24 protein-coding genes and 1 tRNA gene are annotated in these 19,541 nt (G+C 71.4%); 7 read left to right on the top strand and 18 right to left on the bottom strand.

What is annotated here, in order from left to right; translation table 11 throughout:
• Positions 1–139 precede the first annotated feature (139 nt).
• From ACFY04_RS31170 to ACFY04_RS31160, 3 genes are all read left to right on the top strand, one after another.
• Positions 140–961: a class I SAM-dependent methyltransferase gene (locus ACFY04_RS31170; RefSeq protein ID WP_189734895.1), complete on the top strand. Its 822-nt coding sequence runs from the start codon at positions 140–142 to the stop codon at positions 959–961.
• Positions 962–1,223: 262 nt separating this feature from the next.
• Positions 1,224–2,264, top strand: coding sequence for an NlpC/P60 family protein (locus ACFY04_RS31165; protein ID WP_389121849.1), 1,041 nt, complete (start codon positions 1,224–1,226; stop codon positions 2,262–2,264).
• A 441-nt stretch (positions 2,265–2,705) separates the two neighbouring features.
• Entirely contained in the window at positions 2,706–4,082 is a 1,377-nt protein-coding gene (locus ACFY04_RS31160; RefSeq protein ID WP_389121847.1) for a PP2C family protein-serine/threonine phosphatase, read from the top strand.
• 116 nt (positions 4,083–4,198) lie between these two features.
• Here ACFY04_RS31160 and ACFY04_RS31155 read toward each other — a convergent pair whose 3' ends face one another.
• From ACFY04_RS31155 to ACFY04_RS31145, 3 genes are all read right to left on the bottom strand, one after another.
• Positions 4,199–4,537 (bottom strand): DUF2516 family protein, encoded by a 339-nt coding sequence (locus ACFY04_RS31155; protein ID WP_189734889.1) that lies wholly within the window; start codon positions 4,535–4,537, stop codon positions 4,199–4,201.
• Positions 4,538–4,678: 141 nt separating this feature from the next.
• Complete coding sequence (locus ACFY04_RS31150) at positions 4,679–5,227, bottom strand: hypothetical protein (protein WP_389121846.1); 549 nt, start codon at positions 5,225–5,227, stop codon at positions 4,679–4,681.
• Positions 5,228–5,250: 23 nt separating this feature from the next.
• The gene (locus ACFY04_RS31145; protein ID WP_389121844.1) at positions 5,251–5,634 is read right to left on the bottom strand and encodes a helix-turn-helix domain-containing protein; all 384 of its coding nucleotides are present in this window, start codon (positions 5,632–5,634) and stop codon (positions 5,251–5,253) included.
• Positions 5,635–5,890: 256 nt separating this feature from the next.
• Between ACFY04_RS31145 and ACFY04_RS31140 the strand changes: the two genes are divergently transcribed.
• A tRNA-Gly gene (locus tag ACFY04_RS31140) sits at positions 5,891–6,009 on the top strand.
• A 279-nt stretch (positions 6,010–6,288) separates the two neighbouring features.
• Positions 6,289–7,047 (top strand): hypothetical protein, encoded by a 759-nt coding sequence (locus ACFY04_RS31135; protein ID WP_389121842.1) that lies wholly within the window; start codon positions 6,289–6,291, stop codon positions 7,045–7,047.
• Positions 7,048–7,256: 209 nt separating this feature from the next.
• On the opposite strand, the gene ACFY04_RS31130 is transcribed toward ACFY04_RS31135, so the two are convergent.
• On the bottom strand, positions 7,257–7,850 hold the full coding sequence (locus ACFY04_RS31130) for a hypothetical protein (RefSeq protein ID WP_389121841.1): 594 nt from the start codon (positions 7,848–7,850) through the stop codon (positions 7,257–7,259).
• A complete protein-coding gene (locus tag ACFY04_RS31125) occupies positions 7,847–8,275 on the bottom strand; it encodes a hypothetical protein (protein WP_389121840.1) in 429 nt (142 codons plus the stop codon). The genes ACFY04_RS31130 and ACFY04_RS31125 overlap by 4 nt, the downstream gene beginning before the upstream one ends.
• A gap of 101 nt (positions 8,276–8,376) precedes the next feature.
• Here ACFY04_RS31125 and ACFY04_RS31120 point away from each other — a divergent pair, with 101 nt between their 5' ends.
• Positions 8,377–8,925, top strand: a complete 549-nt coding sequence (locus ACFY04_RS31120) for a hypothetical protein (protein ID WP_389121838.1) — start codon at positions 8,377–8,379, stop codon at positions 8,923–8,925.
• Positions 8,926–9,043: 118 nt separating this feature from the next.
• Here ACFY04_RS31120 and ACFY04_RS31115 read toward each other — a convergent pair whose 3' ends face one another.
• The 3 genes from ACFY04_RS31115 to ACFY04_RS31105 are packed head-to-tail and all read right to left on the bottom strand — an operon-like array spanning position 9,044 to position 11,721.
• Positions 9,044–9,814, bottom strand: coding sequence for a putative protein N(5)-glutamine methyltransferase (locus ACFY04_RS31115; RefSeq protein WP_389122012.1), 771 nt, complete (start codon positions 9,812–9,814; stop codon positions 9,044–9,046).
• A 41-nt stretch (positions 9,815–9,855) separates the two neighbouring features.
• Entirely contained in the window at positions 9,856–11,100 is a 1,245-nt protein-coding gene (locus tag ACFY04_RS31110) for a GNAT family N-acetyltransferase (protein WP_389121837.1), read from the bottom strand.
• Positions 11,101–11,145: 45 nt separating this feature from the next.
• Positions 11,146–11,721: an AmfC protein gene (locus ACFY04_RS31105; protein WP_389121834.1), complete on the bottom strand. Its 576-nt coding sequence runs from the start codon at positions 11,719–11,721 to the stop codon at positions 11,146–11,148.
• A 136-nt stretch (positions 11,722–11,857) separates the two neighbouring features.
• Between ACFY04_RS31105 and dtd the strand changes: the two genes are divergently transcribed.
• A complete protein-coding gene (dtd, locus tag ACFY04_RS31100; protein WP_030011201.1) occupies positions 11,858–12,283 on the top strand; it encodes a D-aminoacyl-tRNA deacylase in 426 nt (141 codons plus the stop codon).
• 51 nt (positions 12,284–12,334) lie between these two features.
• On the opposite strand, the gene ACFY04_RS31095 is transcribed toward dtd, so the two are convergent.
• The 10 genes from ACFY04_RS31095 to ACFY04_RS31050 form a co-directional block, all read right to left on the bottom strand.
• The gene (locus ACFY04_RS31095; protein WP_389121832.1) at positions 12,335–13,309 is read right to left on the bottom strand and encodes a YgfZ/GcvT domain-containing protein; all 975 of its coding nucleotides are present in this window, start codon (positions 13,307–13,309) and stop codon (positions 12,335–12,337) included.
• Between the two features lie 21 nt (positions 13,310–13,330).
• Positions 13,331–13,786, bottom strand: coding sequence for a Fur family transcriptional regulator (locus ACFY04_RS31090; protein WP_301369596.1), 456 nt, complete (start codon positions 13,784–13,786; stop codon positions 13,331–13,333).
• 105 nt (positions 13,787–13,891) lie between these two features.
• A complete protein-coding gene (locus ACFY04_RS31085) occupies positions 13,892–14,464 on the bottom strand; it encodes an FABP family protein (protein WP_389121829.1) in 573 nt (190 codons plus the stop codon).
• A gap of 304 nt (positions 14,465–14,768) precedes the next feature.
• The gene (locus tag ACFY04_RS31080; RefSeq protein ID WP_389121827.1) at positions 14,769–15,791 is read right to left on the bottom strand and encodes a hypothetical protein; all 1,023 of its coding nucleotides are present in this window, start codon (positions 15,789–15,791) and stop codon (positions 14,769–14,771) included.
• The gene (locus ACFY04_RS31075) at positions 15,788–16,708 is read right to left on the bottom strand and encodes a hypothetical protein (protein ID WP_389121826.1); all 921 of its coding nucleotides are present in this window, start codon (positions 16,706–16,708) and stop codon (positions 15,788–15,790) included. The genes ACFY04_RS31080 and ACFY04_RS31075 overlap by 4 nt, the downstream gene beginning before the upstream one ends.
• Positions 16,705–17,496: a hypothetical protein gene (locus ACFY04_RS31070; RefSeq protein WP_389121824.1), complete on the bottom strand. Its 792-nt coding sequence runs from the start codon at positions 17,494–17,496 to the stop codon at positions 16,705–16,707. The genes ACFY04_RS31075 and ACFY04_RS31070 overlap by 4 nt, the downstream gene beginning before the upstream one ends.
• 113 nt (positions 17,497–17,609) lie before the next feature.
• A complete protein-coding gene (locus tag ACFY04_RS31065) occupies positions 17,610–17,873 on the bottom strand; it encodes a DUF3099 domain-containing protein (RefSeq protein ID WP_052875676.1) in 264 nt (87 codons plus the stop codon).
• 135 nt (positions 17,874–18,008) lie between these two features.
• Positions 18,009–18,299: a DUF1416 domain-containing protein gene (locus ACFY04_RS31060; protein ID WP_030011783.1), complete on the bottom strand. Its 291-nt coding sequence runs from the start codon at positions 18,297–18,299 to the stop codon at positions 18,009–18,011.
• Between the two features lie 64 nt (positions 18,300–18,363).
• Positions 18,364–19,209 carry a sulfurtransferase gene (locus ACFY04_RS31055; RefSeq protein ID WP_389121822.1) on the bottom strand — a complete coding sequence of 282 codons (846 nt, stop codon included), beginning with the start codon at positions 19,207–19,209 and terminating at the stop codon, positions 18,364–18,366.
• Positions 19,210–19,385: 176 nt separating this feature from the next.
• A complete protein-coding gene (locus ACFY04_RS31050) occupies positions 19,386–19,469 on the bottom strand; it encodes a putative leader peptide (RefSeq protein ID WP_350206375.1) in 84 nt (27 codons plus the stop codon).
• Positions 19,470–19,541 lie beyond the last annotated feature (72 nt).

Genomic DNA, 19,541 nt, shown 5'->3' with positions numbered 1-19,541 from the left:
AAGACGCCCTGCAAGGAGTGCAACCCGGATGGCCGTCCCGCGCATTCCGGGGTGTCCGGTTTTCCTGGAGGTTTCCTCGTATTCAGTGCTGCGTCGGGGGGTTTTCACGGTGCGCGGGCCCTCCGCTTACCCTCGGCTCATGGCCTCCCGCAGTACCCCGCCCTCCAGCCGCGCGCCCGGCCGCCCTGTGGGCTCGGTGACGCGCGGGACGACCAATCCGAACCGGTTGCGCCGGATGGACCGCTGGATCGCGGCCACCCACGGGGCCGCGCTGCGGCGCGCGGAGGCGCCGGTCGCGGTGGACCTGGGCTACGGGGCCGCGCCCTGGACGGCGGTCGAGCTGCTGGCGCGGCTGCGGGACGCGGCGCCGCGGGTGCGGGTGGTCGGCATCGAGATCGAACCGGCGCGGGTGGCGGGGGCGAAGCCGTACGAGCGGGAGGGGCTGAGCTTCCGGCACGGCGGTTTCGAGGTGCCGCTGGACGGCGGGGCCCGCCCGGCACTGATCCGCGCGGCGAACGTATTGCGCCAATATGACGAGGAGCAGGTCGCCGAGGTCTGGGCGCGGCTGTGCGGGCGGCTGGCCCCGGACGGGCTGCTGGTGGAGGGGACCTGCGACGAGATCGGGCGGCGGCACGTGTGGGTGGCGCTGGGCCCGGAGGGGGCGCGCACGGTGACGTTCGCGACCCGGCTGGGCTCCCTGGAGCGCCCCTCGGACCTGGCGGAACGGCTGCCGAAGGCGCTGATCCACCGGAACGTGCCGGGCGAGCCGGTGCACGCGTTCCTGCGCGACTTCGACCGGGCGTGGGCGGCGGCGGCTCCGTACGCCTCGTACGGGGCGCGGCAGCGCTGGATCCGGACGGCGCGGGCGCTGGCCGGCGACTGGCCGCTGGTGGACGGGCCGCGGCGGTGGCGGCAGGGGGAACTGACGCTGCCCTGGGAGGCGTTGCGCCCGGTGGGGTGAATGCGGTGCGCGGGGGAACCGGGTGTGGGGGTGGTCCGTTGAACCGTGCGGGGCCAGGAATGGCGTCCGTTGGAGCGGACAAGATCGGATCGCCCTCCACAAGGGTGTTGGAATTCATCGACTCGTGGCACCATCCCGATGGCAGTGCGAAGTTACTGATGAATAGTCAGATCTGATACGGGGTCTGACTCGGGTGCCTGGGGGGACCATGGGAGCCGCAAGGCAACGGCGAGGCGCAAGCTCTCTCGTGCTGCTGTGCACGATGGCGATACTGACGGTGCCGGGCCTCGCGACGGGCATGGCGTACGCGGCTCCGGCGGCGCCGGCGAGCCCGGCGGCTCCGGCCGCGCCCGTCCCCGAACCGGGCGGCAAGTCCCTGGAACAGGTCCGCAAGGAGATCGAGGAGCTGTACCGGCAGGCGGGCACCGCCACGGACGCCTACAACCTCGCCGAGGCCGAGACCAAGGCCCAGTCGGACAAGATCGTCGAGATCGCCAAGCTCGTCGTCGCCGGCAAGGAGAGGATCACCACTCTGAAGAACCGGGCGGGTGCCGCCGCCCGCGCCCAGTACCGCACGGGCGGAATGCCGCCGGGCGCCCAGCTGGCGCTGAGCGACGACCCGAACCACTACCTCGACGGGGCGGGCCGGCTGCGCCAGGGCGAGAAGGCCACCTCGGGCATGCTCTCCGAACTCGACCGGACCCAGGCCGACTTGCAGCGCTACGCCCAGGAGGCGAGCGAGCGCTGGACCACCCTGGAGGCCAACCGGGTCAAGTCGGAGGAGTCCAAGAAGCAGATCGAGGAGAAGATCAAGGCCGCGGAGGAGCTGGAGAGCAAGCTGGAGGCCGAGGAGAAGGCCCGGCTGATCCAGCTGGAGCAGGAAGCCCAGTACAAGGCGCAGACGGCATGGCTGTCGACGGGCGCGATGAAGGACGTCACCGGCACGGCCACGGATGCGGGCAAGCGGGCCGTGCAGTTCGCCACCGCCCAGATGGGCAAGCCGTACAAATGGGGCGCCGTGGGTCCGGGGTCCTTCGACTGCTCCGGGCTGACCTCCCAGGCCTGGCTGGCGGCGGGCCGGGGCATCCCGCGCACCTCGCAGGAGCAGCTGCGGCTGCTGCCGAAGGTCGCGGTGAAGGACATGCGCCCGGGCGACCTGATCATCTACTTCGACGACGCCAGCCACGTCGGCATGTACGTCGGCGACGGCGCGATGGTCCACGCCCCGCGCCCCGGCCGGAACATCACGATGGCGGGCGCGGGCTCGATGCCGATCAAGGCAGTGGTCCGCCCCGACGCGTAGCCCCTGCGGGGCCGCTCGGCGATACGGGTGCGGCGGTGCCGGGGCGCGGCCCCGGACCCGCCGCCGGGCACGGCCCCTCGCCTTCGGCCCGTCCGAGGCCGCGGGCGGCGAATCGGAATCTTCGGCCCGTCCCGCGTACGAGGACCGGCGTACGAGGGCCCGCGAACGAGGACCCGGGTCCGGGGCGGAGCGCCGGCCAGGGTCCGCCCGTCCGGCGGATCGGGTGACGCAGGCAACCCGGCGGGGCTCGGACACGTCTCGCTGGACGGGACGGAACACGGCCCCGCCGTGACCTTTGTCATCCAGTGAGGCCGATTTTCCCCCGCGATAACCGCATATGCCGGAGGCCCTCACCGACAACGGCATTCCATTCGCCGGGCCGGGACCGCTAGGGTCTGCCGGACGAGCGCACCCTCGGGGGGAGGGAAGGAACCGGAGACGATGCCCGTACCCGTACCGCGGCAGAGGGACACCTCGGCCACGGAGAGCGGTCAGGCCGTTCTGCACACCGCCGCCCCGGCCGTAGCCGCCACGGGCGTCGCGCAAGCGACCCCTCACACGACCCCGCTGACCCTCCTGGTCATCGAGGACGACCCGGCAGGCGGCCTCACCGTCCCCGAGATCCTCGACGTGGACGGCCACCGCATCCGGCTCCGCACCGCCCGCAACCTCACCGAGGCCGAGCGGCTGCTCACGCCCGACGTGCACTGCATCCTCCTCGACCTCTCCCTCCCGGACGCCAGCGCCCGTACGCCGGGAGCTGCGGCCAACGGCTCGGCCACCGCACCGGCCAACGGGACCGGGGCCGGGACCGCCACCGCCACCGGCACCACCACCGCCGTGGACCAGCTGGTCGCCCTCCGCCAGGTGCTGCGCATCGCCCCGCGCCATGCCGTCCTCGTCCTCACCGGCGAGGACGACGCCGAGCGCGCCGCCGAGGCCGTCCGGGTCGGCGCCCAGGACTTCCTCTTCCGGGACGAGCTGGACGGCCGGCTGCTGAGCCGCGCCATCCGCTACGCCGTGGAGAGAAAACGGGCGGACATCGCCCAGTACAAGCTCGCAGAATCGAAACTGCGCGCCCAGGAGAACGCCCGGCTGGAACGCGGCCTGCTCCCCACGCCCCTCCTGGACGGCTCCGACCTCCGCTTCGCCGCCCGCTATCGCCCCGGCCGCAGCCGGGCCCTGCTCGGCGGTGACTTCTACGACACCGTCCGCACCCCCGACGGCACCGTCCACGCCATGATCGGCGACGTCTGCGGCCACGGCCCCGACGAGGCCGCGCTCGGCGTCGAGCTCCGCATCGCCTGGCGCGCCCTGACCCTGGCCGGCCTCTGCGGCGACGACCTGCTGTCCACCCTCCAGGAGGTCCTGGAGGTGGAGCGGCCGTGTGAGGAGATCTTCGCGACGCTGTGCACGGTCGACATCGCCCCGGACGGACGCCGCGCCGGTCTGTGCCTGGCCGGCCATCCGGCCCCGCTGATCTCCCGGCCGGGCCGCCGCGCGCGGCTGCTCCCGTACGAGAACAGCGGCCCGGCCCTCGGGCTGCTGCCCCGGGCCCGCTGGCCGCGCCGACAGGTGGAGCTCGGCGGCACCTGGAGTCTGATGCTCTACACCGATGGCCTGATCGAGGGCCACATCGGCGAGGGCAAGGAACGTCTGGGCCAGGACGGCATGGTCGACATGATCAACCGCCACCTGGACCGCGGTCTGAGCGGTGAGGGCCTGCTGGAGGCCTCCGTCACCGAGGCCCGCCGGCTCAACGGCGGCGAGCTGACCGACGACGTGGCCGTGGTCCTGCTCTCCCGCGCCGAGGGCTGAGCCCGCCGCGCTCCGGCGCCGCCACGGCTCCGGCCAGGGCTACGGCTACGGCCAGAGCTACGGCTCCGGCCAGGGCTCCGGCTACGGCTACGGCTACGGCTACGGCCGCAGCGCGCCTACCGTCCGCCGTTGTAGGGCCCGTACGGCCCGTCGCTGCTGCTGCCGCCGCGCCGGCCGCCACCGCCCGAGACCTGCTTGAGGGCCGGGCGTACGTCGACGAAGAACACGATGGTCGCGACGAGACCGGCGATCTGCAGGAACAGCATCCCCAGGAAGAAGTCCACGGCCACGGTGACGCCGAGGATGACCAGCCAGAAGGTCTTGCTCTGCTTGTCGGCCGCCCGGTACGCGTCCTCCCGCGCCACCAGGGCGAACACGAAGGCCACGACGGCGAGCACCAGCATGACGAGCCCGAGGAACGGGATCACGCCTCGATCGAACCCTTCCATCAACATCGCTTCGACCGCCTTCTCAGCTTCTGCTTCGCACTTCCGATGTCGCCCGACTCCACGCTACCGGCACAGGCCCCTTCATGAACCACAACGGGCCGGGCACCTGAAGGGTGCCCGGCCCGCCGTCGCTCATGCGGCTGCGCTTCAGCTCGCGTCGTCCGCCGTGACCACGGCCTTCTTGGCCGTGGTCTTGCGCGCGGGGGTCTTCTTCGCGACGGGCTTCTCCTCGCCGGCGGCCGCGGCCACCGGCTCCGAGGCCGGCTCGGCCGCCGGCTCCGCCTCGGGCTCGACGGCCACGGCGATGTCGACGATCTCGGCGGAGAACTCGCCCCGCCAGTTCCGCACGGCCTGCTCGCCGTGCACGGCGACCTTGTCGTACGTCTCCTTGGCGCGCACCGCGTACTCGGCGGCCACGCCGACACCGCGCAGCGCCAGGTCCTGGGCGGTCTCCCCGAGCTTCTTCGGGTCGATCGCGCCGAGCACCTCGGCGAACTTGGCGGTGACCGCATCCTGCACAGCCTTCGGGTCCGTGTTCTTCACGGCCTCGATGCGCGCGGGAGCCTCGGCGCGCAGCTGCTCGATCAGGTCGGGCACCTTCTTGGCCTGCTGCACGGCCAGGTCGGCGGTGCCGGCGGCGAAGTAGAGGGGAGTGGGGTCGGTGAGGGTCTTCTTCAGGTCATCGGCGATGGCCATGTGCTGGTCCTCCCGGATCAACTTCAGTTCGTCTTCGACGGCATCTCGTCGGAGGGCGCATCGAGCGCGTTCTCCTTGCGGAACGACTCGTAGATCTGGAGCAGCACCTGCTTCTGCCGCTCGTTGATCGACGGGTCGGCGAGTATGACGGCTCGCGTCTCCACCTCGTCCGGGTCCCGCTCATCCAGGATCCCGGCCTGCACGTACAGCGTCTCCGCGGAGATCCGCAGCGCCTTGGCCAGCTGCTGCAGGATGTCCGCGCTCGGCTTGCGCAGCCCGCGCTCGATCTGGCTCAGGTACGGATTCGACACCCCCGCCTGCTCGGCCAGCTGCCGCAGCGAAAGCTGAGCCTGCCGACGCTGCTCACGGAGGTACTCGCCGAGATTTCCGACGTTGAGCGATGCCATGCTCAGATCCTGCCCGACCTTGCTAACTATTGCAAGCGCATCGCTAGCAACATCTCCCACCCGGCGAGTTCCGCTCAGTGTGACTGCTCGCGATAGCTGTCACCTCGCAGCTGCCGGACGACAGACGGATGGGCTCTGGCACAACTTCTGTGGACCCATGGCAGTGGTCTCCGGCTTCCCGGATAAAGATTCGTCCGCAGCGAACGGTGTCTCTACCCTGAGTCGCAGCGGGAGCGCGCGCATTCCCGCAGGTTGCAGTGCCGTGGCAGAGCGGCCCATTGCGATCGACGTGGGCGAGGTCCCTCCCACGGCGACGGACGGAGACGGAGCGGACCTGCTCCCATCTGTCCGCGGGTTCGAATCCCGTCGGCACTGCAGCCGACCTGGACTTGGTCCAGCGCACGGACCTGCCGCATCGCGCCAGGTCCACAGAAGTTGTGCCAGAGCCGACGGATGTCAGTGGCTGACGACAGGAGGTGTCAGTGGTCGGCGACATGAGGTGTGTCAGCAGGGATTGACGTCGCCGGTGTCGATGGCGCGGAGGCTGTAGTGGACTTCGCCGGCCGGGACGGTGTCGCCGTCGGTGGTGACGGTGAGGAGTCCGGCGTTCTCTCTGTCCGGTGCGGCACGGGCAGCCGCTCATAGGATCGGCAAATGATCAGACGACCACCGCCGCCTCCCCCCTCCGTGTCCTTCGACGTGCCCGACGGACACGGCGTCATCGAAGTGACAGGCGACGAGGGTGGCAGCCTGCTCCTGATGGCCGGCGATCCGGTGTTTCTGGAAGCCAACGACGGTTGCGGAAGCGTGGGCTGGCTGGCAGCCCGTGCGGGCACGGGCGGCCCCGGGCTCTGCGAGGTCAAGTACCTCACCGAGTGGCTCAGCGCCCCCGGCCTCGTGCCCGATCCGCGCACCGGCCAGGCCGAGCCACCGGATCCGGAATGTCTGCGCCCGCTGCTGTCGCTGCTCGCCTCCGGGCGGTACGTGATGACGGCCGCGGTCGCTCCGCACCACCTGCGGGTGGTCCACCCGCGCGCCCTCCAGGTCCACGGCTGGTACGCCGACGAGGAGCTCGCGCTGGTGACCACCGGCGCGTGGCCGCCCCACGACCACAGGGCGGTGCGCCGCTACCGCGACCACATCCGCGCCGGCGGCGACCTGCCGGCGCTGGTCGTGCTGTTCCCTACCGCCGAAAGCCGGGTGGGTTACCTCCTCGACGGGCACCACAAGCTCGCCGCGTACGAGCAGGCGGGGGCCCCGCCGATGGTCATCAGGCTGACCCCCCAAGTGCCCCGCCCCTTCCGGCGCGACGACCTCGACCGGGCCTGGGCGGCATTCTCCGACAGCGCGCCCCGGGATCAGGACGCCGCGCTGGGCAGGGTCTTCTCTGACATGCGGGCGGAATCCGTCTGAGTCGGCAGCGCCCCTGTCCTCACATTGTCCGAGCTACTGACATTTCCGCTGCCGCCCACCACTGACGTTCCCGGGCCGCCCGACAGCAGCGCGAACTGTCACCGCCCGGACGCTCGCGTCGGTCGAGGACCACCGGCGCCTGTACGACGATCCAGGTCACCGACTCGCGCGTACGTCGGTGTGGTGACAACTACCGCCGCGAGTCACACTCAGTCGTTGAAGTGGAGCTCGGGCCGGGTCCAGAGGGTGAGGTCGCTGCTGGTGGCGACCGCCAGCGTCAGGCCGGAGGGAGAGAACCCGGCTGCGCGGAGTTCCGAGTACTCGGAGTGGAAGACGTGCCACCACGTCCCTCCCGCCGGGCCTTTGTGGGACCCGCCGTCGGCGGAGAGGATGACGCGGTCGTGGGGCCACTCGGGGCGGACGACGCCGAGGGTCCAGCCGTCCGGTGTGGTGCTGTGCAGGCCGCCGCCGAAGAGCCCGGCAATGCGCACCGGCGTGTCCTCGATCGGGCCGAGCCCGGGGCAGGCGAGGTCCGGGTGGGCGTCGGGGGTGCTCGTTTCGGGGTCGGGATCCCGGTCGCGGGCGATCTTCTCGCCGGTGACCGCGTCGAAGAGTCCATGGCCGTCACCGGACACGACCATGACGAGGTCGTGCCCGCTGTCGGGATCGACGGCGAAGCCAATGCCGAGCAGCCCCCCGATGGGGGTCCTGCGGTCCAGCACCGGCTGCCACGGCTCCGGAGCCGGCATGACGCGGGCGGCGATGTAGCGCTCACGCAGCTTCTGCTGGTACTCGGTGATCAACTCGTCTCCTCCGGGCTGTCGGTGTCGGGGTCAAGACCACGAACGATCTCGCGGAACGGCGTACCAGTGGCGGTGCACGAGCGGCTCGACACACAGCACCGCGGCGCCCGCCACCACGCCCACCAGGAGCGCGGGCACACCCCCGCGTACGAGGCGCCGGCACAGGCGGCGGTCACCACCAGCGGCCGCAGCAGTTCCTCGCTGAGCCGCTGCAGTTCGGTGCGCACGCCGATCATGAGCCGGTCCACGGCGAGCGGGTCCAGCACGTCGTGCCGGTCGGCGGGCAGCGCGGCGACGATGCGTGCGGCGCGCCGGTCCCCGGCCTCACGGAGCCGGCGCACCACCCCACCCCGGCGCACGGGCAGGCGCGCTCCGCTGCGCGGGTCCGTGGCGGTGATGAGGTCGGATATTTCGAGGTGAGGCACGGTCGAGACCCTAATCGCTGCCCCGTCCCCGCCCCCGTCCCCGCCCCCGCCGCGGCAATACTCGGTGGATCCGGTCGGGCGGCCGCCACAGGATGGGGCGCATGAGTCTGCCGACCGTCCCGCCCGTGCCGCACCGGGTGGAGTTCCTGCGCCACCCCCACCCCGACTTCCCGCACCTCACCGCCTGGGGCATCCGCATCGACGGCACCGACCTGCGCGTCCTCGTCGCGGAGGCGACGCGCGCGCTCTGGAGCCGGGAGCTCGACGAGGACGACGACACCCCGCAGGAGCGCGACGAGTTCCTGCTGCGCCAGCACGCCCCGCTGCACGTGGACGACGACGCCGACGGCGCCCGTGCCCGGGCCCACTTCCTGGGCGAGGCGCCACCGGAGCTCCGCGACCACCACACCGGCGCCCTGTGCCTTCTGAGCTGCTCCTGCGGGATCGACGCCTGCTGGCCCCTGCTCGCCATGGTCCGTGTGACGGAGAGCGAGGTCACCTGGTCCGGCTTCTACCAGATCCACCGGCCGGAGTGGGGCGAACTGCCCCTGGGCCCGTACGTCTTCCCGCGCCCCGCCTACGACGAGGCCCTGGCCGCACCGGTCCCGCTCGCCCGGGACCCGCTCGCCCCGCTGCTCGGGGCGGGGTAGCCCAAGACACCCCCTACGGGACCGAGAGCCGTACCTCCGGCAGGTGGCCGGTCGGGGATCCGGCCCGCGGCGGGTTCACTCCGGGGTGCGGGCCCCCGCGAAGGCCCGCCTGGCCGCGTCAGGCCGTACCGATGACCACCGTCGCGTACAGCTCCTCCGAGGTCACCGCCCGGACCGCGAGGCCCGCCGAGGTCAGGGCCGAGGCCGTCGACGGGCACTGGCGGGCGCTCGTCTCGATCAGCAGGTGGCCGCCCGGGGCCAGCCAGGGCAGAGCCCCCGCCGCCACCCGGCGGTGGATGTCCAGGCCGTCGGCCCCGCCGTCCAGGGAGACCAGCGGCTCGTGGTCCCGCGCCTCCGACGGCATGAGGACGATCTCCTCCGTCGGCACGTACGGGGCGTTGACCACCAGCACGTCCACCCGGCCGCGCAGCGAGGACGGGAGCGCCGCGTACAGGTCGCCCTCCCACACCTGCCCGCCGTACGGGGCCACGTTGCGCCGCGCGTACTCCAGTGCCGCCGGGTCGATGTCCGCCGCGTGCAGCTCCACGCCGCCCGGCAGTTGCGCGGCCACCGCCGCGCCCAGGGCGCCGACCCCGCAGCACAGGTCCAGCACCACCGCGCCGGGCCGGGCCAGTGCCACCGCCTCCCGCACCAGGAACTCGGTGCGCCGGCGCGGTACGAAGGCCCCCGCGCCGACCTCCATGCGCAGCCCGCAGAACTCCGCCCAGCCGACGACGTGTTCCAGCGGTTCGCCGCCCACCCGGCGGGCCAGCAGCCCCGCCAGATGGTCCGCGTCGGTGGCGGCCCCGGTCAGGAGCTCCGCCTCCTCCTCCGCGAAGACGCAGCCCGCCGCGCGCAGGGATTCCACAAGTGATGTCAAAGAGCTCAGTCCTCGGTTCTCGGCAATCGGTTCGCAGGCGTCCAAGGCGGTCAGAAGACGTCCGGGCACCACGGGCGGCGCGCGGTGCGGAACACCGCGTCCGCCAGCGCGGCCGCCCCCGGCCGTTCCTCCGTGACCCTCCCCAGCGCGGCCAGCCGCACCGCGGACGCGTCCCCCAGGTACAAGGAGCCCAGCTCGGCCACGTCCAGCCGCAGGTCCGCCGCCGCCTCGGTCCGCTCGCACACGCCGGTGCCCGCGTCCAGCCGGTAGCGGCCGGCCGCCGGCCCCGTCCCGTCCGTGACCTCCAGGACGAGCACCCCGGGCACCTCGTACGTCCGCGCGCCCAGCGCCCGTACGACGTCCAGCACCCGCACCCACATGAAGTCCGCGGCGGAGACGAGCCGGGCCGAGCGCGGGTCGGGCAGCACCTGCGGGGCGAGGTCGTCGGGGGCCCGGTAACCGGTGCGGACCTTCAGCACCCAGTCGATCGAGCACAGGAACTGCCACAGCGCCCGCTCCGCCTGCGGGGTGACCGCCAGCAGGTCCCTGACCTGCACGGTGTTCTGCGGAACCTTCGCGTCCGTCCAGTGGTCGTCGGCGCTGTAGACGGCGAGGCCGGCCACCTCCCCGTCCGCCGTCCGGTACACGGCGTGGAACTTGTCCTGGTAGGGGCGGTACGACCACTGCTCCAGGCCGGTCGCCATGCTCCACCAGCGCTCGTCCCGGTCCACGGCCCCCGGCGTGCGCGCCCGCAGCCGCTCGTGCAGCTCGGGCCCCACCCGCCGCAGCTCCTCGACGTCCACCAGCTCGATCCGCCCGCCGTCCACGGGCGCCGACAGCCGCCGGTCGAGCCCGGTGCGCGCTACGTCGATCTCCCACTCCACGAGGGAGGTGGCGGGCCCGAACCCGTACCGCCCGTAGATCGGGTACTCGGCGGCGACCAGCGTCGCGAGCGCGTCGCCGCGCGCCTCCGCCGCAGCGAACTCGGCGGCCATCATCCGGGTCAGCAGGCCCTGACGGCGGTGGGTGGGCAGCACGCCCACATTGGAGATCGCGGTGGCGCGGACGGCCGCCCCGCCGGGCACGGTCAGCTCCTGCGGGAAGGAGCGCAGGGCGGCCACGCAGCGACCGCTGTCAGGGTCGAACGCCCCCTGCATCCGGGAGAAGTCGCTGTACTTGGCGCGCAGGGTTATGTCGGCCTCGGTCACCCGAGAGGTGGTCAGGAAACCGGTGTGCACGGCGCGCACCCAGTCGGGGAGTTCGGATTCGGCGATCGGCCGGACGTCAGCACTCATAGCCGCCCACGCTAATCTGCCGACCGCCGCCGGTCGCCCGAATTTCTACGCCAGCAGGTCGTCCACCTGCGCCTCACCCTCCCGGTAGCGCCGGGTGATCTCCGCAGTGCAGTCGTCCACCGTGCGCTGGAGCTGCTGGCGGCGGCGCGAGACCTGCTGCTCGTACCGCACCAGCCGCCCCATCCCGTCGTGCAGTTCGCCGTCCGTACGGGCGCCCAGGTCCGAGAGCTCCACGTCGGACAGCATCTCCGCGGCCAGCAGCCGGTACTCCTCGCTGTGCGGGGTGCCGAGCGTGACGTGCCGGGCGGAGGCGCTGCGGCTGGAGGGGGCGTCGGCGAGGATCACCGAGAGCCGGTCCACCACCGGCGTCTCGGTGTCCGTCCGCCGGGCCAGCTCCGCCCGCAGGATGTCGATGCGGCCCTGGAGCAGTCTGCGCACGTAGCTCAGATCGGCCTCGTCGCGCTGCGCGTCACGGCGCAGCGCGCGCAGTTCCGGCAGTCCGAGTGCGGTGGTCGGGCTCGGCGGCCCCTGCGTCTCGGCCGTGCGCTGCGCGGGCGGTCTTACCGCGGCAGCTGCGACGGAAGCGGGTGATGCAGGTACGGAGGTACCAGAAGTATTCATACGAACGGGTCCGTCCCCTCGACCGGTGCGGCGCACCCGCACCGCCTGTGTGCATCGTGCCACTCCCCGTGGCCCCCACGCAGTCCCAGTCCACCCGATCGGCCCCGGACGGGTGCAAGCCTGGTACACAGGTGGTATGCGAGCAGTGGTGCAGAGGGTGGACGGCGCGAGCGTCGTCGTGGGCGGCGAGACCGTGGGCGAGATCGTCGGCGAGGGGTTGTGCGTGCTGGTGGGGGTGACCCACGACGACACCCCGGAGAAGGCGGAGCTGCTGGCCCGCAAACTCTGGTCCGTACGGATCCTGGAGGGCGAGAAGTCCTGCAGCGACAACGGCGCACCGCTGCTGGTGATCTCCCAGTTCACGCTCTACGGCGACGCCCGCAAGGGCCGCCGCCCCACCTGGAACGCGGCGGCGCCCGGCCCGGTGGCCGAGCCGCTGGTCGACGAGGTCGTGGCGCAGCTGCGCGCGCTGGGTGCGACGGTGGAGACGGGCCGGTTCGGCGCGGACATGCGGGTCTCGCTGACCAATCACGGCCCGTTCACCATCGTCATCGACATCTGAGGCAGCCGGGACAGCAGCCGGGACAGCAGCTGAGACCTCCGACCTCAGCGGTCAGGGCGCTACGACGACCTCCTGCGCGGCGGCCGTCTTCCCGGCCAGCAGCGGCGCGTCGACCGGCACGTTCCGCTTGACCAGCGCGAGCGCGATCGGGCCCAGCTCGTGGTGGCGGACAGCCGTGGTCACGAAGCCCAGCTGACGGCCCTCCTCCCCGTCCGAGGCGAGCCGCACCGGGGTGCCGTGCGCCGGGAGCAGCACCTCCGAGCCGTCCAGGTGCAGGAAGACCAGGCGGCGCGGGGGCTTCCCCAGGTTGTGGACGCGGGCGACCGTCTCCTGGCCGCGGTAGCAGCCCTTCTGCAGGTGCACGGCGGTGCCGATCCAGCCCAGCTCGTGCGGGATGGTGCGGTGGTCGGTCTCCTGGCCGAGCCGCGGCCGGTGCGCCTCGACGCGCAGGGCCTCGTACGCGAGCAGGCCCGCGGCCGGGCCGTGCGCGGCGGCGAAGGACTCCAGCTCGGCGCGGGGCAGGAAGACGTCCCGGCCGTACGCGGTCTCCCGGACGATGTGCTCCTTATCCTGGGCGACCTCGGCGATGGAGCCGGCCGACAGGTGCACGACCGCGAACTCCTCGGTGCGGTCGGCGACTTCGACACGGTAGAAGAACTTCATGGACTCCAGGTAGGCGATCAGCTCGCCCTGGGTGCCCGGCTCCACGTGCGCCCATGTGGTCTCGCCGTCGTCGACGAGGTAGAGCGCGTGCTCGATGTGCCCGTTGGCGGAGAGGATCAGCGCCTCGGTGGCCTGCCCGGCGGGCAGCTCGGTGAGGTGCTGGGTGAGCAGCAGGTGCAGCCAGCTCAGGCGTTCCGGTCCGCTGACGGTGACGACTCCGCGGTGCGAGAGGTCGACGAAGCCGCGCCCCTCCGCGAGGGCGCGCTGTTCGCCGTACAGCTCGCCGTAGTGGGCGGCGACGCCCTCGTCACGGCCTTCGGCCGGTACGGCGCCGGGGAGATGGAGCAAGGGGCTGCTGGTCATGGGACCAAGCGTACGACCCTGCTACGCCTGAGCGGCACGCTGCTTGGCGGCGCACTTGCGGCACAGACCGAAGATCGCGAAGTGCTTCATGTCGGTCTCGAAGCCGAAGGTGGTGCGGAGCTTCGCCGTGAACTCGGCGGCGATGTCCACGTCCGCCTCGATGACCTCGGCGCAGTCGCGGCAGACCAGGTGGATGTGGTGGTGCCGGTCGGCGAGGTGGTAGGTGGGCGCCCCGTGCCCGAGGTGGGCGTGCGAGACGAGCTTGAGCTCCTCCAGGAGCTCCAGGGTGCGGTAGACGGTCGAGATGTTGACCCCGGAGGCGGTCTTGCGCACCTCGGCGAGGATCTCGTCCGGGGTGGCGTGCTCCAGGGCGTCGACCGCTTCGAGCACGAGCTGGCGCTGCGGTGTCAGCCGGTATCCGCGCTGCCGCAGGTCGCTCTTCCAGTCAGAGCTTTCGGTGTCCACGCTGCTCCCCACCCGGCCAGTGTATGCGCGCGAAGGGGACCGCGGGCGATCCCGCGGTCCCCTTTCGCACAGCCTTGCGTACAGCCTTGAGTACAGCCTTGCGTGCAGCCTGTGGACTCAGCGGAAGAAGGCGATGCCGTCGTCCGGCATGTCCGGGAGGTTGCGCGCCATCTCGGCGACCTCCTCGGGCGTGACGACCTTCTTCAGCTGGGCCGACATGTACGGACGCAGCTCGACGTCCGGGGTCGCCTTCTCGCCGACCCACATGAGGTCGCTCTTCACGTAGCCGTAGAGCCGCTTGCCGCCGCTGTACGGGCCGGAGGCCGCAGTACGGGCGACCGCGTCGGTGACCAGGTCGATCTGGGGCTTCCGGTCGGCGAGCTCCCCGTACCAGACCTCGACGACGCCCTGGTCACGGACCATGACGATCTCGACCTTGCGGTCCTTGTCGATGCGCCAGTAGCCCGACTCGGACTCCAGCGGGCGCACCTTGTTGCCCTCGGCGTCGAGGACCCAGGTGTGGGAGGTGTACTCCAGGAAGTCCCGGCCGTCGTGGCTGAAGACGACTTCCTGGCCGAAGTTGCACTTCTCCTCACCGGGGAAGTCGAAGACTCCCGCACCCTCCCAGTTGCCGAGGAGGAAGGCGAGGGGGACGAGGCCCGGGTTCAGGTCGGACGGGATCTGGATCATGAATGGCTGCTCAGGCGATCTGTCGGAGGGGTTCCGGGGCGGTCTGCTGGGCGGATGCTCAGCGCTGACCCTGGTACAGCTTCTTGACGGCCAGGCCGGTGAAGGCCATGACGCCGACGCAGACCAGGACCAGCAGGGAGGTGAAGACTGCCTCAAGCACGGGGTGCTCCTCGGAATTCGTTCGGGGGGTACGGGCCGGTTCCCCAGCCTACTGGCCCGGGGCCGGGCGCACTGTGTGAGGTGGCCCGAAGCCCCGGTCCGGCCCCGGTCCGGCCCCGGTCCGGGGCCGGTTCCGGCCCGGCGGTCAGCTCAGCAGCTGGCTCTGCAGGATCACCGACTGGTGGAAGGTGACGGGGGCCACCTCGCCCTTGCGGGTCTGGATGACCATGCCCAGGACATCACCCGTCCGGAGGCACCCGATCTTGGTCTGCTCCTCGCCGAGGAAGGGCTTCACTTCCTGGTACACGCTGAGGTCGGTGCCGTCGAAGTTGGCCGCCCCCGGGAAGTCCAGCGTGGTGCTGTTCATCTGCGTGTTCTTGGCCTTGTTCCAGACGTCGTCCAGATCCAGGGCCGAAACGCCGTTGAACCGTGCGTTGGTGTCGCAGCCCTTGAACGCGTCCACGAAGCCCGACGAGTGGAAGCGCAGCAGGTACACGTGCGTCCGCGTGCCGTCCGGCGTCGTCCAGCCCCGGCCGGCGATCTGCCGCAGCCCGTCCCATTCCATGGACTGCTTCAGCTTCTCGCGGGCCTCGGGCGTGTACTCCTCCAGGAAGGCGTCGGCCGACACCACCCCGTCCTTGTCCGCCTTGACCGCGTCGTCGGCCTTGGCGCCCTCGGGAGCGGGCAGGAGCAGGCCGGTGAGCGGCGCGTAGTGCGTCCCGTCCTTGTTGTCCGGGCCCTGGGGCACCGGGGCGCCGGCGGGCAGCGCGGGCCGGGACAGCACCGGGAACGTCCAGCGGCCGTCGTCCTCCGTGGACAGGCCGGGGATGTCGGTGCGCTCGGGCTGGGTGATCCCGTACGCGACCCCCGTGCCGACGGCGGCGAAGACGGCGACGGCGGCGGTCCAGCGCAGGGCGGCGAACAGCCCCCGCCGGTCCTTGGGCGGGGCGGGCGGGGCAGCCCAGACGTTGGGCTCGGTCACGGCCTCGGCCTCGGCCTCGGCCTCGGTCACGGTCACGGCCTCGGTCACAACCTCCGGGGCCTCGGGGGCTTCCGGGGCCTCGGCGACCTCGGTGGCCGCCTCGGCCGCCTCCGGGGCGGGCGCGGGTGCGGGCGTGGGCTCGGCCTCGGGCGTGGGTACGGCGGCGGTGTCGGTCTGCTCGCTCACGCGGACTCTCCGGGGGACTTGAGGTGGTCGAGTTGCTGCTTGAAGAGGCCCACGGCGTCCTTCACCGCGAATCCCTCGGTCCCGTACATCCGGAAACTCACCATGACGTCTCCCTCGACGGCCAGGCAGTCGAGGGCTTCGATCTTTTCCTTCTTCTTGCCCTCCTTCTCGATGACGATGGGGTCCACCGAGCACTTGGCCTTGGGGTAGCCGTCCACCTTCGGCGCCTCGCCGCCGGTGCCGACGAGTTCGATGAGCTTGTTGGTGAACTCACCGAACTTGGCGAGCTCCGCGGGGTCGGCCTGGAGGAGCTCGATCTCGGCGGTCGCGTTCCCGTCCCCGTCCTTGCGGGAGTAGCTGCGTCCGGCCAGGCCCTTGAGCTTCAGGTCGGCGAGGGCCTTGTCCCGCTCGGCGCGCTCGCTGCTGGACAGACCCGTACGGGCTTCCTTGAAGCTCTCCAGCGCCCGCTCGCCCGACAGGAAGTAGTAGTTGCCTTCCTTGTCGATGTCGGGGCCGGGCCAGTAGTTGTCGGGCAGCGGCAGCAGTTTGCCCGTGAGCGCGTTCGGGGGCACGGCCGGCACGGGGGCCTGGGTGCCGCCCGTCGTGTGGTCCTCCGCCATCCAGTACCGCGTCGGCGAGGTCCGGTCCGCGTCCGCGAGCGCGGCCGCGGCGCCGACGCCGGCGCCCACGAGAACGACGACACCCACGGCCGCCGCCACCAGCTTGACCACCTTGCGGTTCGCCTTGGGCGCGGGACCGGCGGCGGCCTGCGGCTGCTCCTGCCCGGGCTGGGCCGCCGCGTCGGCCTCGGTCGGGGCCTCGGTCGGGGCCTCGGTCGGGGCCTCGGTCGGGGCCTCGGTCGGGGCCTCGGTCACGGCCTCCGTCTTGGCCTCGGTCACGTTCTGCTGCTCGCTCACAGCCGCTCCATCTGTCGCTTGACCAGCTCGACCAGGGCGTTCTCGTCGATCTCGCCGCGGTTGTTCGTGTACTCGACGCTCATCACGATGTCGCCGCGCCGGACGACGGCACGGGCCCCCAGGAGCGGGTGGTAGCCGGGCTCCTCGTGCGCCTTCGAGTCGATCCACAGGTGCCCGAAGTCCTCGGGAACACCCGGGACCTTCTTGCCCGCGTTGCCCGCGAACTTCTTGGTGGGCATGTAGTCCTCGATGCCCTTCTGGAAGTCCTCGGCTCCGTCGCGGTCGTGGAACTGGAGCAGGTTGATCTCGACGAAGTTCCGGTCGGACTCGGACCACTGCGCGCTGGCGAGGCTCTGGACCCGGCTGGAGATGAGGCCGCCGAGACCGCCCGAGGCATCCTCGAAGTACCCCGCGGAGAACATGTCGACGGAAGAGCTGCCCGAGAACTCGGTCTTCGCTCCGCCCGGAACGTCCAGCAGCTTCTTGGCCAGTTCCTCGTCCGCCTTGTGCCAGCGGTTGGCGTTGATCGAGCGCCGGGTCGTGGCGTCGCTCATCGCCTGCGGCTGCGGCGCGGCCATCTTCTGCTGGGCCAGCGGCGGCAGCGGGGTGGGCTCGCGGTGGTACTGGACCGCGTAGCCGGTGACCGTCCCGGCGACGACGCCGAGCGCGGCCGCGCCCGCGATCAGGAGAGCCGTGCGCCCCACCCGGCGGCGCGGGACCGAAGTGTCCGGCTCCGGTGCACTCTCCCCCTCATTCCGCTGCTCCGGGATGGTCTGTTCGTGTTCCAAAGGGGTCCCCCACAGGACTGCAGGCGCGGGTTGGTTACCCGCGCGTACCCCTTGACCCACACCGCGGCGGAGCAGTTGTACGAGCGAAGATCACATTCTCGTCTCGTGAGGTTTCAGTCCTCGTGACGCCGCTTTCCGTCCAGTTCGTCCCACCACTCGTCGGACTTCGGATCGCCCGAGGGGTCGTCCCACCAGCGGTCGTCGGGACCGCGCCGGTTGGCGATCATCGCGGCAACCGGCGGGATGACCATGGCGACCACGCACATGGCCACCGCGGCCTCGACCGACCACAGGCGCACGACGGCCCAGGCGGAGACGAAGAGGACCAGGCATCCGCCCATGAGCAGGAAGTAGGCGCGCCGGCGCCGGGCGTACATGCCTCCAGCGTAGGTCCGGCGCCCCCGCGCGCAAGGGCGCGGACGGCACGAAGGGCCGCACCCCGTTCCAGTGGCGTCCAACCCCCGGGGGTGCGGCCCTTCGGCCGTTCGATCAGGCGATCACATGTGCGGTGCTCAGACCGCGATCGCCACGTCCGTCACGCCGCCGGCCTCGGCGACGACCACGGCACGGTCCGCCTGGGCACCCGGGACGAGCGCCCGCAGCGTCCAGGAGCCGGTGGCGGCGTAGAAGCGGAACTGGCCGGTCGCCGAGGTCGGGACCTCCGCGGTGAACTCGCCGGTCGAGTCCAGCAGGCGGACGTAGCCGGACACCGGCTCGCCGTCCTTGGTGATCTGACCCTGGATGGCGGTCTCACCGGGCTTCAGCGTCGCGAGGTCGGGCCCGCCGATCTGTGCTCCACACATGTTCTCTGTCCTGTCCTAGAGAGTTCGTACTACGAGGGCGTCGCGTGCCCGGTCGTTCGTCTGGTTACTTGTTGGGGCCGAGCTCGATCGGCACGCCGACCAGCGAGCCGTACTCGGTCCACGAACCGTCGTAGTTCCTGACGTTCTCCTGGCCCAGGAGCTCGTGCAGCACGAACCACGTGAGCGCGGAGCGCTCACCGATGCGGCAGTAGGCGATGGTGTCCTTCGCCAGGTCGACCTGCTCCGCCTGGTAGAGGGCGGTCAGCTCGTCGTCCGACTTGAAGGTGCCGTCGTCGTTGGCGTTCTTCGACCACGGGATGTTGCGGGCGCTCGGCACGTGGCCGGGACGCTGCGACTGCTCCTGCGGGAGGTGCGCCGGCGCGAGCAGCTTGCCGGAGAACTCGTCGGGCGAACGGACGTCGACCAGGTTCAGGGAGCCGATCGCGGCCACGACGTCGTCGCGGAAGGCGCGGATCGAGGTGTCCTGGGCCTTGGCCTTGTACTCGGTGGCCGGGCGGTTCGGGACGTCGTTCCCGTCGACCAGGTCGCGGGAGTCGAGCTCCCACTTCTTGCGGCCGCCGTCGAGGAGCTTCACGTCCTGGTGGCCGTAGAGCTTGAAGTACCAGTAGGCGTAGGACGCGAACCAGTTGTTGTTGCCGCCGTAGAGGACGACGGTGTCGTCGTTGGAGATGCCCTTGGCGGAGAGGAGCTTCTCGAAGCCCTCCTGGTCCACGAAGTCGCGGCGGACCGGGTCCTGGAGGTCGCTCTTCCAGTCGATCCGGACGGCGTTCGTGATGTGGTTCTTGTCGTACGCGGACGTGTCCTCGTCCACCTCGACGATGACGACGTCGGCGTCGTTCAGGTGGGCCTCGACCCAGTCGGCGTCTACGAGGACGTCGCTGCGGCTCATGGTGTTCTCCTCCGGGGCAGTGTGCGGCGGGGCTGTGCTGGTAACGCGTACTGCGTGCCTGCGGGTGCGCTCGAGATCCTGCGCGGGGAGGCGTCAGGGGTTCAGGAGGCTGGTGCGGTCACGCGGGAAGGGCCGTGGGGCCGTCGTCCGGTCGATGGAGCGGATGCGCTCACAGTTCACATGGATCGACAGAGCATGGCGGCGACGCGACACAGGTCAACTGCCCGTCGCTTCGTGAGGTCCGCCTGCTGATGCTTCATAGCCATGGATCGTAGGGACGAATCAGCCGCCCTGTCACCGGCGTGTCATATAGCGAGACAGGATCGTCCGAA

It is taken from the genome of Streptomyces sp. NPDC001549, assembly GCF_042894025.1.
Classification (GTDB): Bacteria; Actinomycetota; Actinomycetes; order Streptomycetales; family Streptomycetaceae; genus Streptomyces; species Streptomyces kutzneri.
The sequence above is the reverse complement of the archived record's forward strand: the minus strand, read 5'-3'. Positions and strand labels throughout refer to the sequence as shown.

Bases quoted from the DNA above. Each gene is read 5' to 3' on its own strand.
- ACFY04_RS31155 (WP_189734889.1), bottom strand. From the start codon at position 4,537: ATGTTGATGGAAGGGTTCGATCGAGGCGTGATCCCGTTCCTCGGGCTC.
- ACFY04_RS31150 (WP_389121846.1), bottom strand. From the start codon at position 5,227: ATGGCCATCGCCGATGACCTGAAGAAGACCCTCACCGACCCCACTCCC.
- ACFY04_RS31055 (WP_389121822.1), bottom strand. From the start codon at position 19,209: ATGAGCCGCAGCGACGTCCTCGTAGACGCCGACTGGGTCGAGGCCCAC.
- ACFY04_RS31135 (WP_389121842.1), top strand. From the start codon at position 6,289: ATGATCAGACGACCACCGCCGCCTCCCCCCTCCGTGTCCTTCGACGTG.
- ACFY04_RS31120 (WP_389121838.1), top strand. From the start codon at position 8,377: ATGAGTCTGCCGACCGTCCCGCCCGTGCCGCACCGGGTGGAGTTCCTG.
- ACFY04_RS31170 (WP_189734895.1), top strand. From the start codon at position 140: ATGGCCTCCCGCAGTACCCCGCCCTCCAGCCGCGCGCCCGGCCGCCCT.
- ACFY04_RS31160 (WP_389121847.1), top strand. From the start codon at position 2,706: ATGCCCGTACCCGTACCGCGGCAGAGGGACACCTCGGCCACGGAGAGC.
- ACFY04_RS31110 (WP_389121837.1), bottom strand. From the start codon at position 11,100: ATGAGTGCTGACGTCCGGCCGATCGCCGAATCCGAACTCCCCGACTGG.
- ACFY04_RS31060 (WP_030011783.1), bottom strand. From the start codon at position 18,299: ATGTGTGGAGCACAGATCGGCGGGCCCGACCTCGCGACGCTGAAGCCC.
- dtd (WP_030011201.1), top strand. From the start codon at position 11,858: ATGCGAGCAGTGGTGCAGAGGGTGGACGGCGCGAGCGTCGTCGTGGGC.
- ACFY04_RS31050 (WP_350206375.1), bottom strand. From the start codon at position 19,469: ATGAAGCATCAGCAGGCGGACCTCACGAAGCGACGGGCAGTTGACCTG.
- ACFY04_RS31065 (WP_052875676.1), bottom strand. From the start codon at position 17,873: ATGTACGCCCGGCGCCGGCGCGCCTACTTCCTGCTCATGGGCGGATGC.
- ACFY04_RS31085 (WP_389121829.1), bottom strand. From the start codon at position 14,464: ATGATCCAGATCCCGTCCGACCTGAACCCGGGCCTCGTCCCCCTCGCC.
- ACFY04_RS31165 (WP_389121849.1), top strand. From the start codon at position 1,224: ATGGCGATACTGACGGTGCCGGGCCTCGCGACGGGCATGGCGTACGCG.
- ACFY04_RS31105 (WP_389121834.1), bottom strand. From the start codon at position 11,721: ATGAATACTTCTGGTACCTCCGTACCTGCATCACCCGCTTCCGTCGCA.
- ACFY04_RS31145 (WP_389121844.1), bottom strand. From the start codon at position 5,634: ATGGCATCGCTCAACGTCGGAAATCTCGGCGAGTACCTCCGTGAGCAG.
- ACFY04_RS31095 (WP_389121832.1), bottom strand. From the start codon at position 13,309: ATGACCAGCAGCCCCTTGCTCCATCTCCCCGGCGCCGTACCGGCCGAA.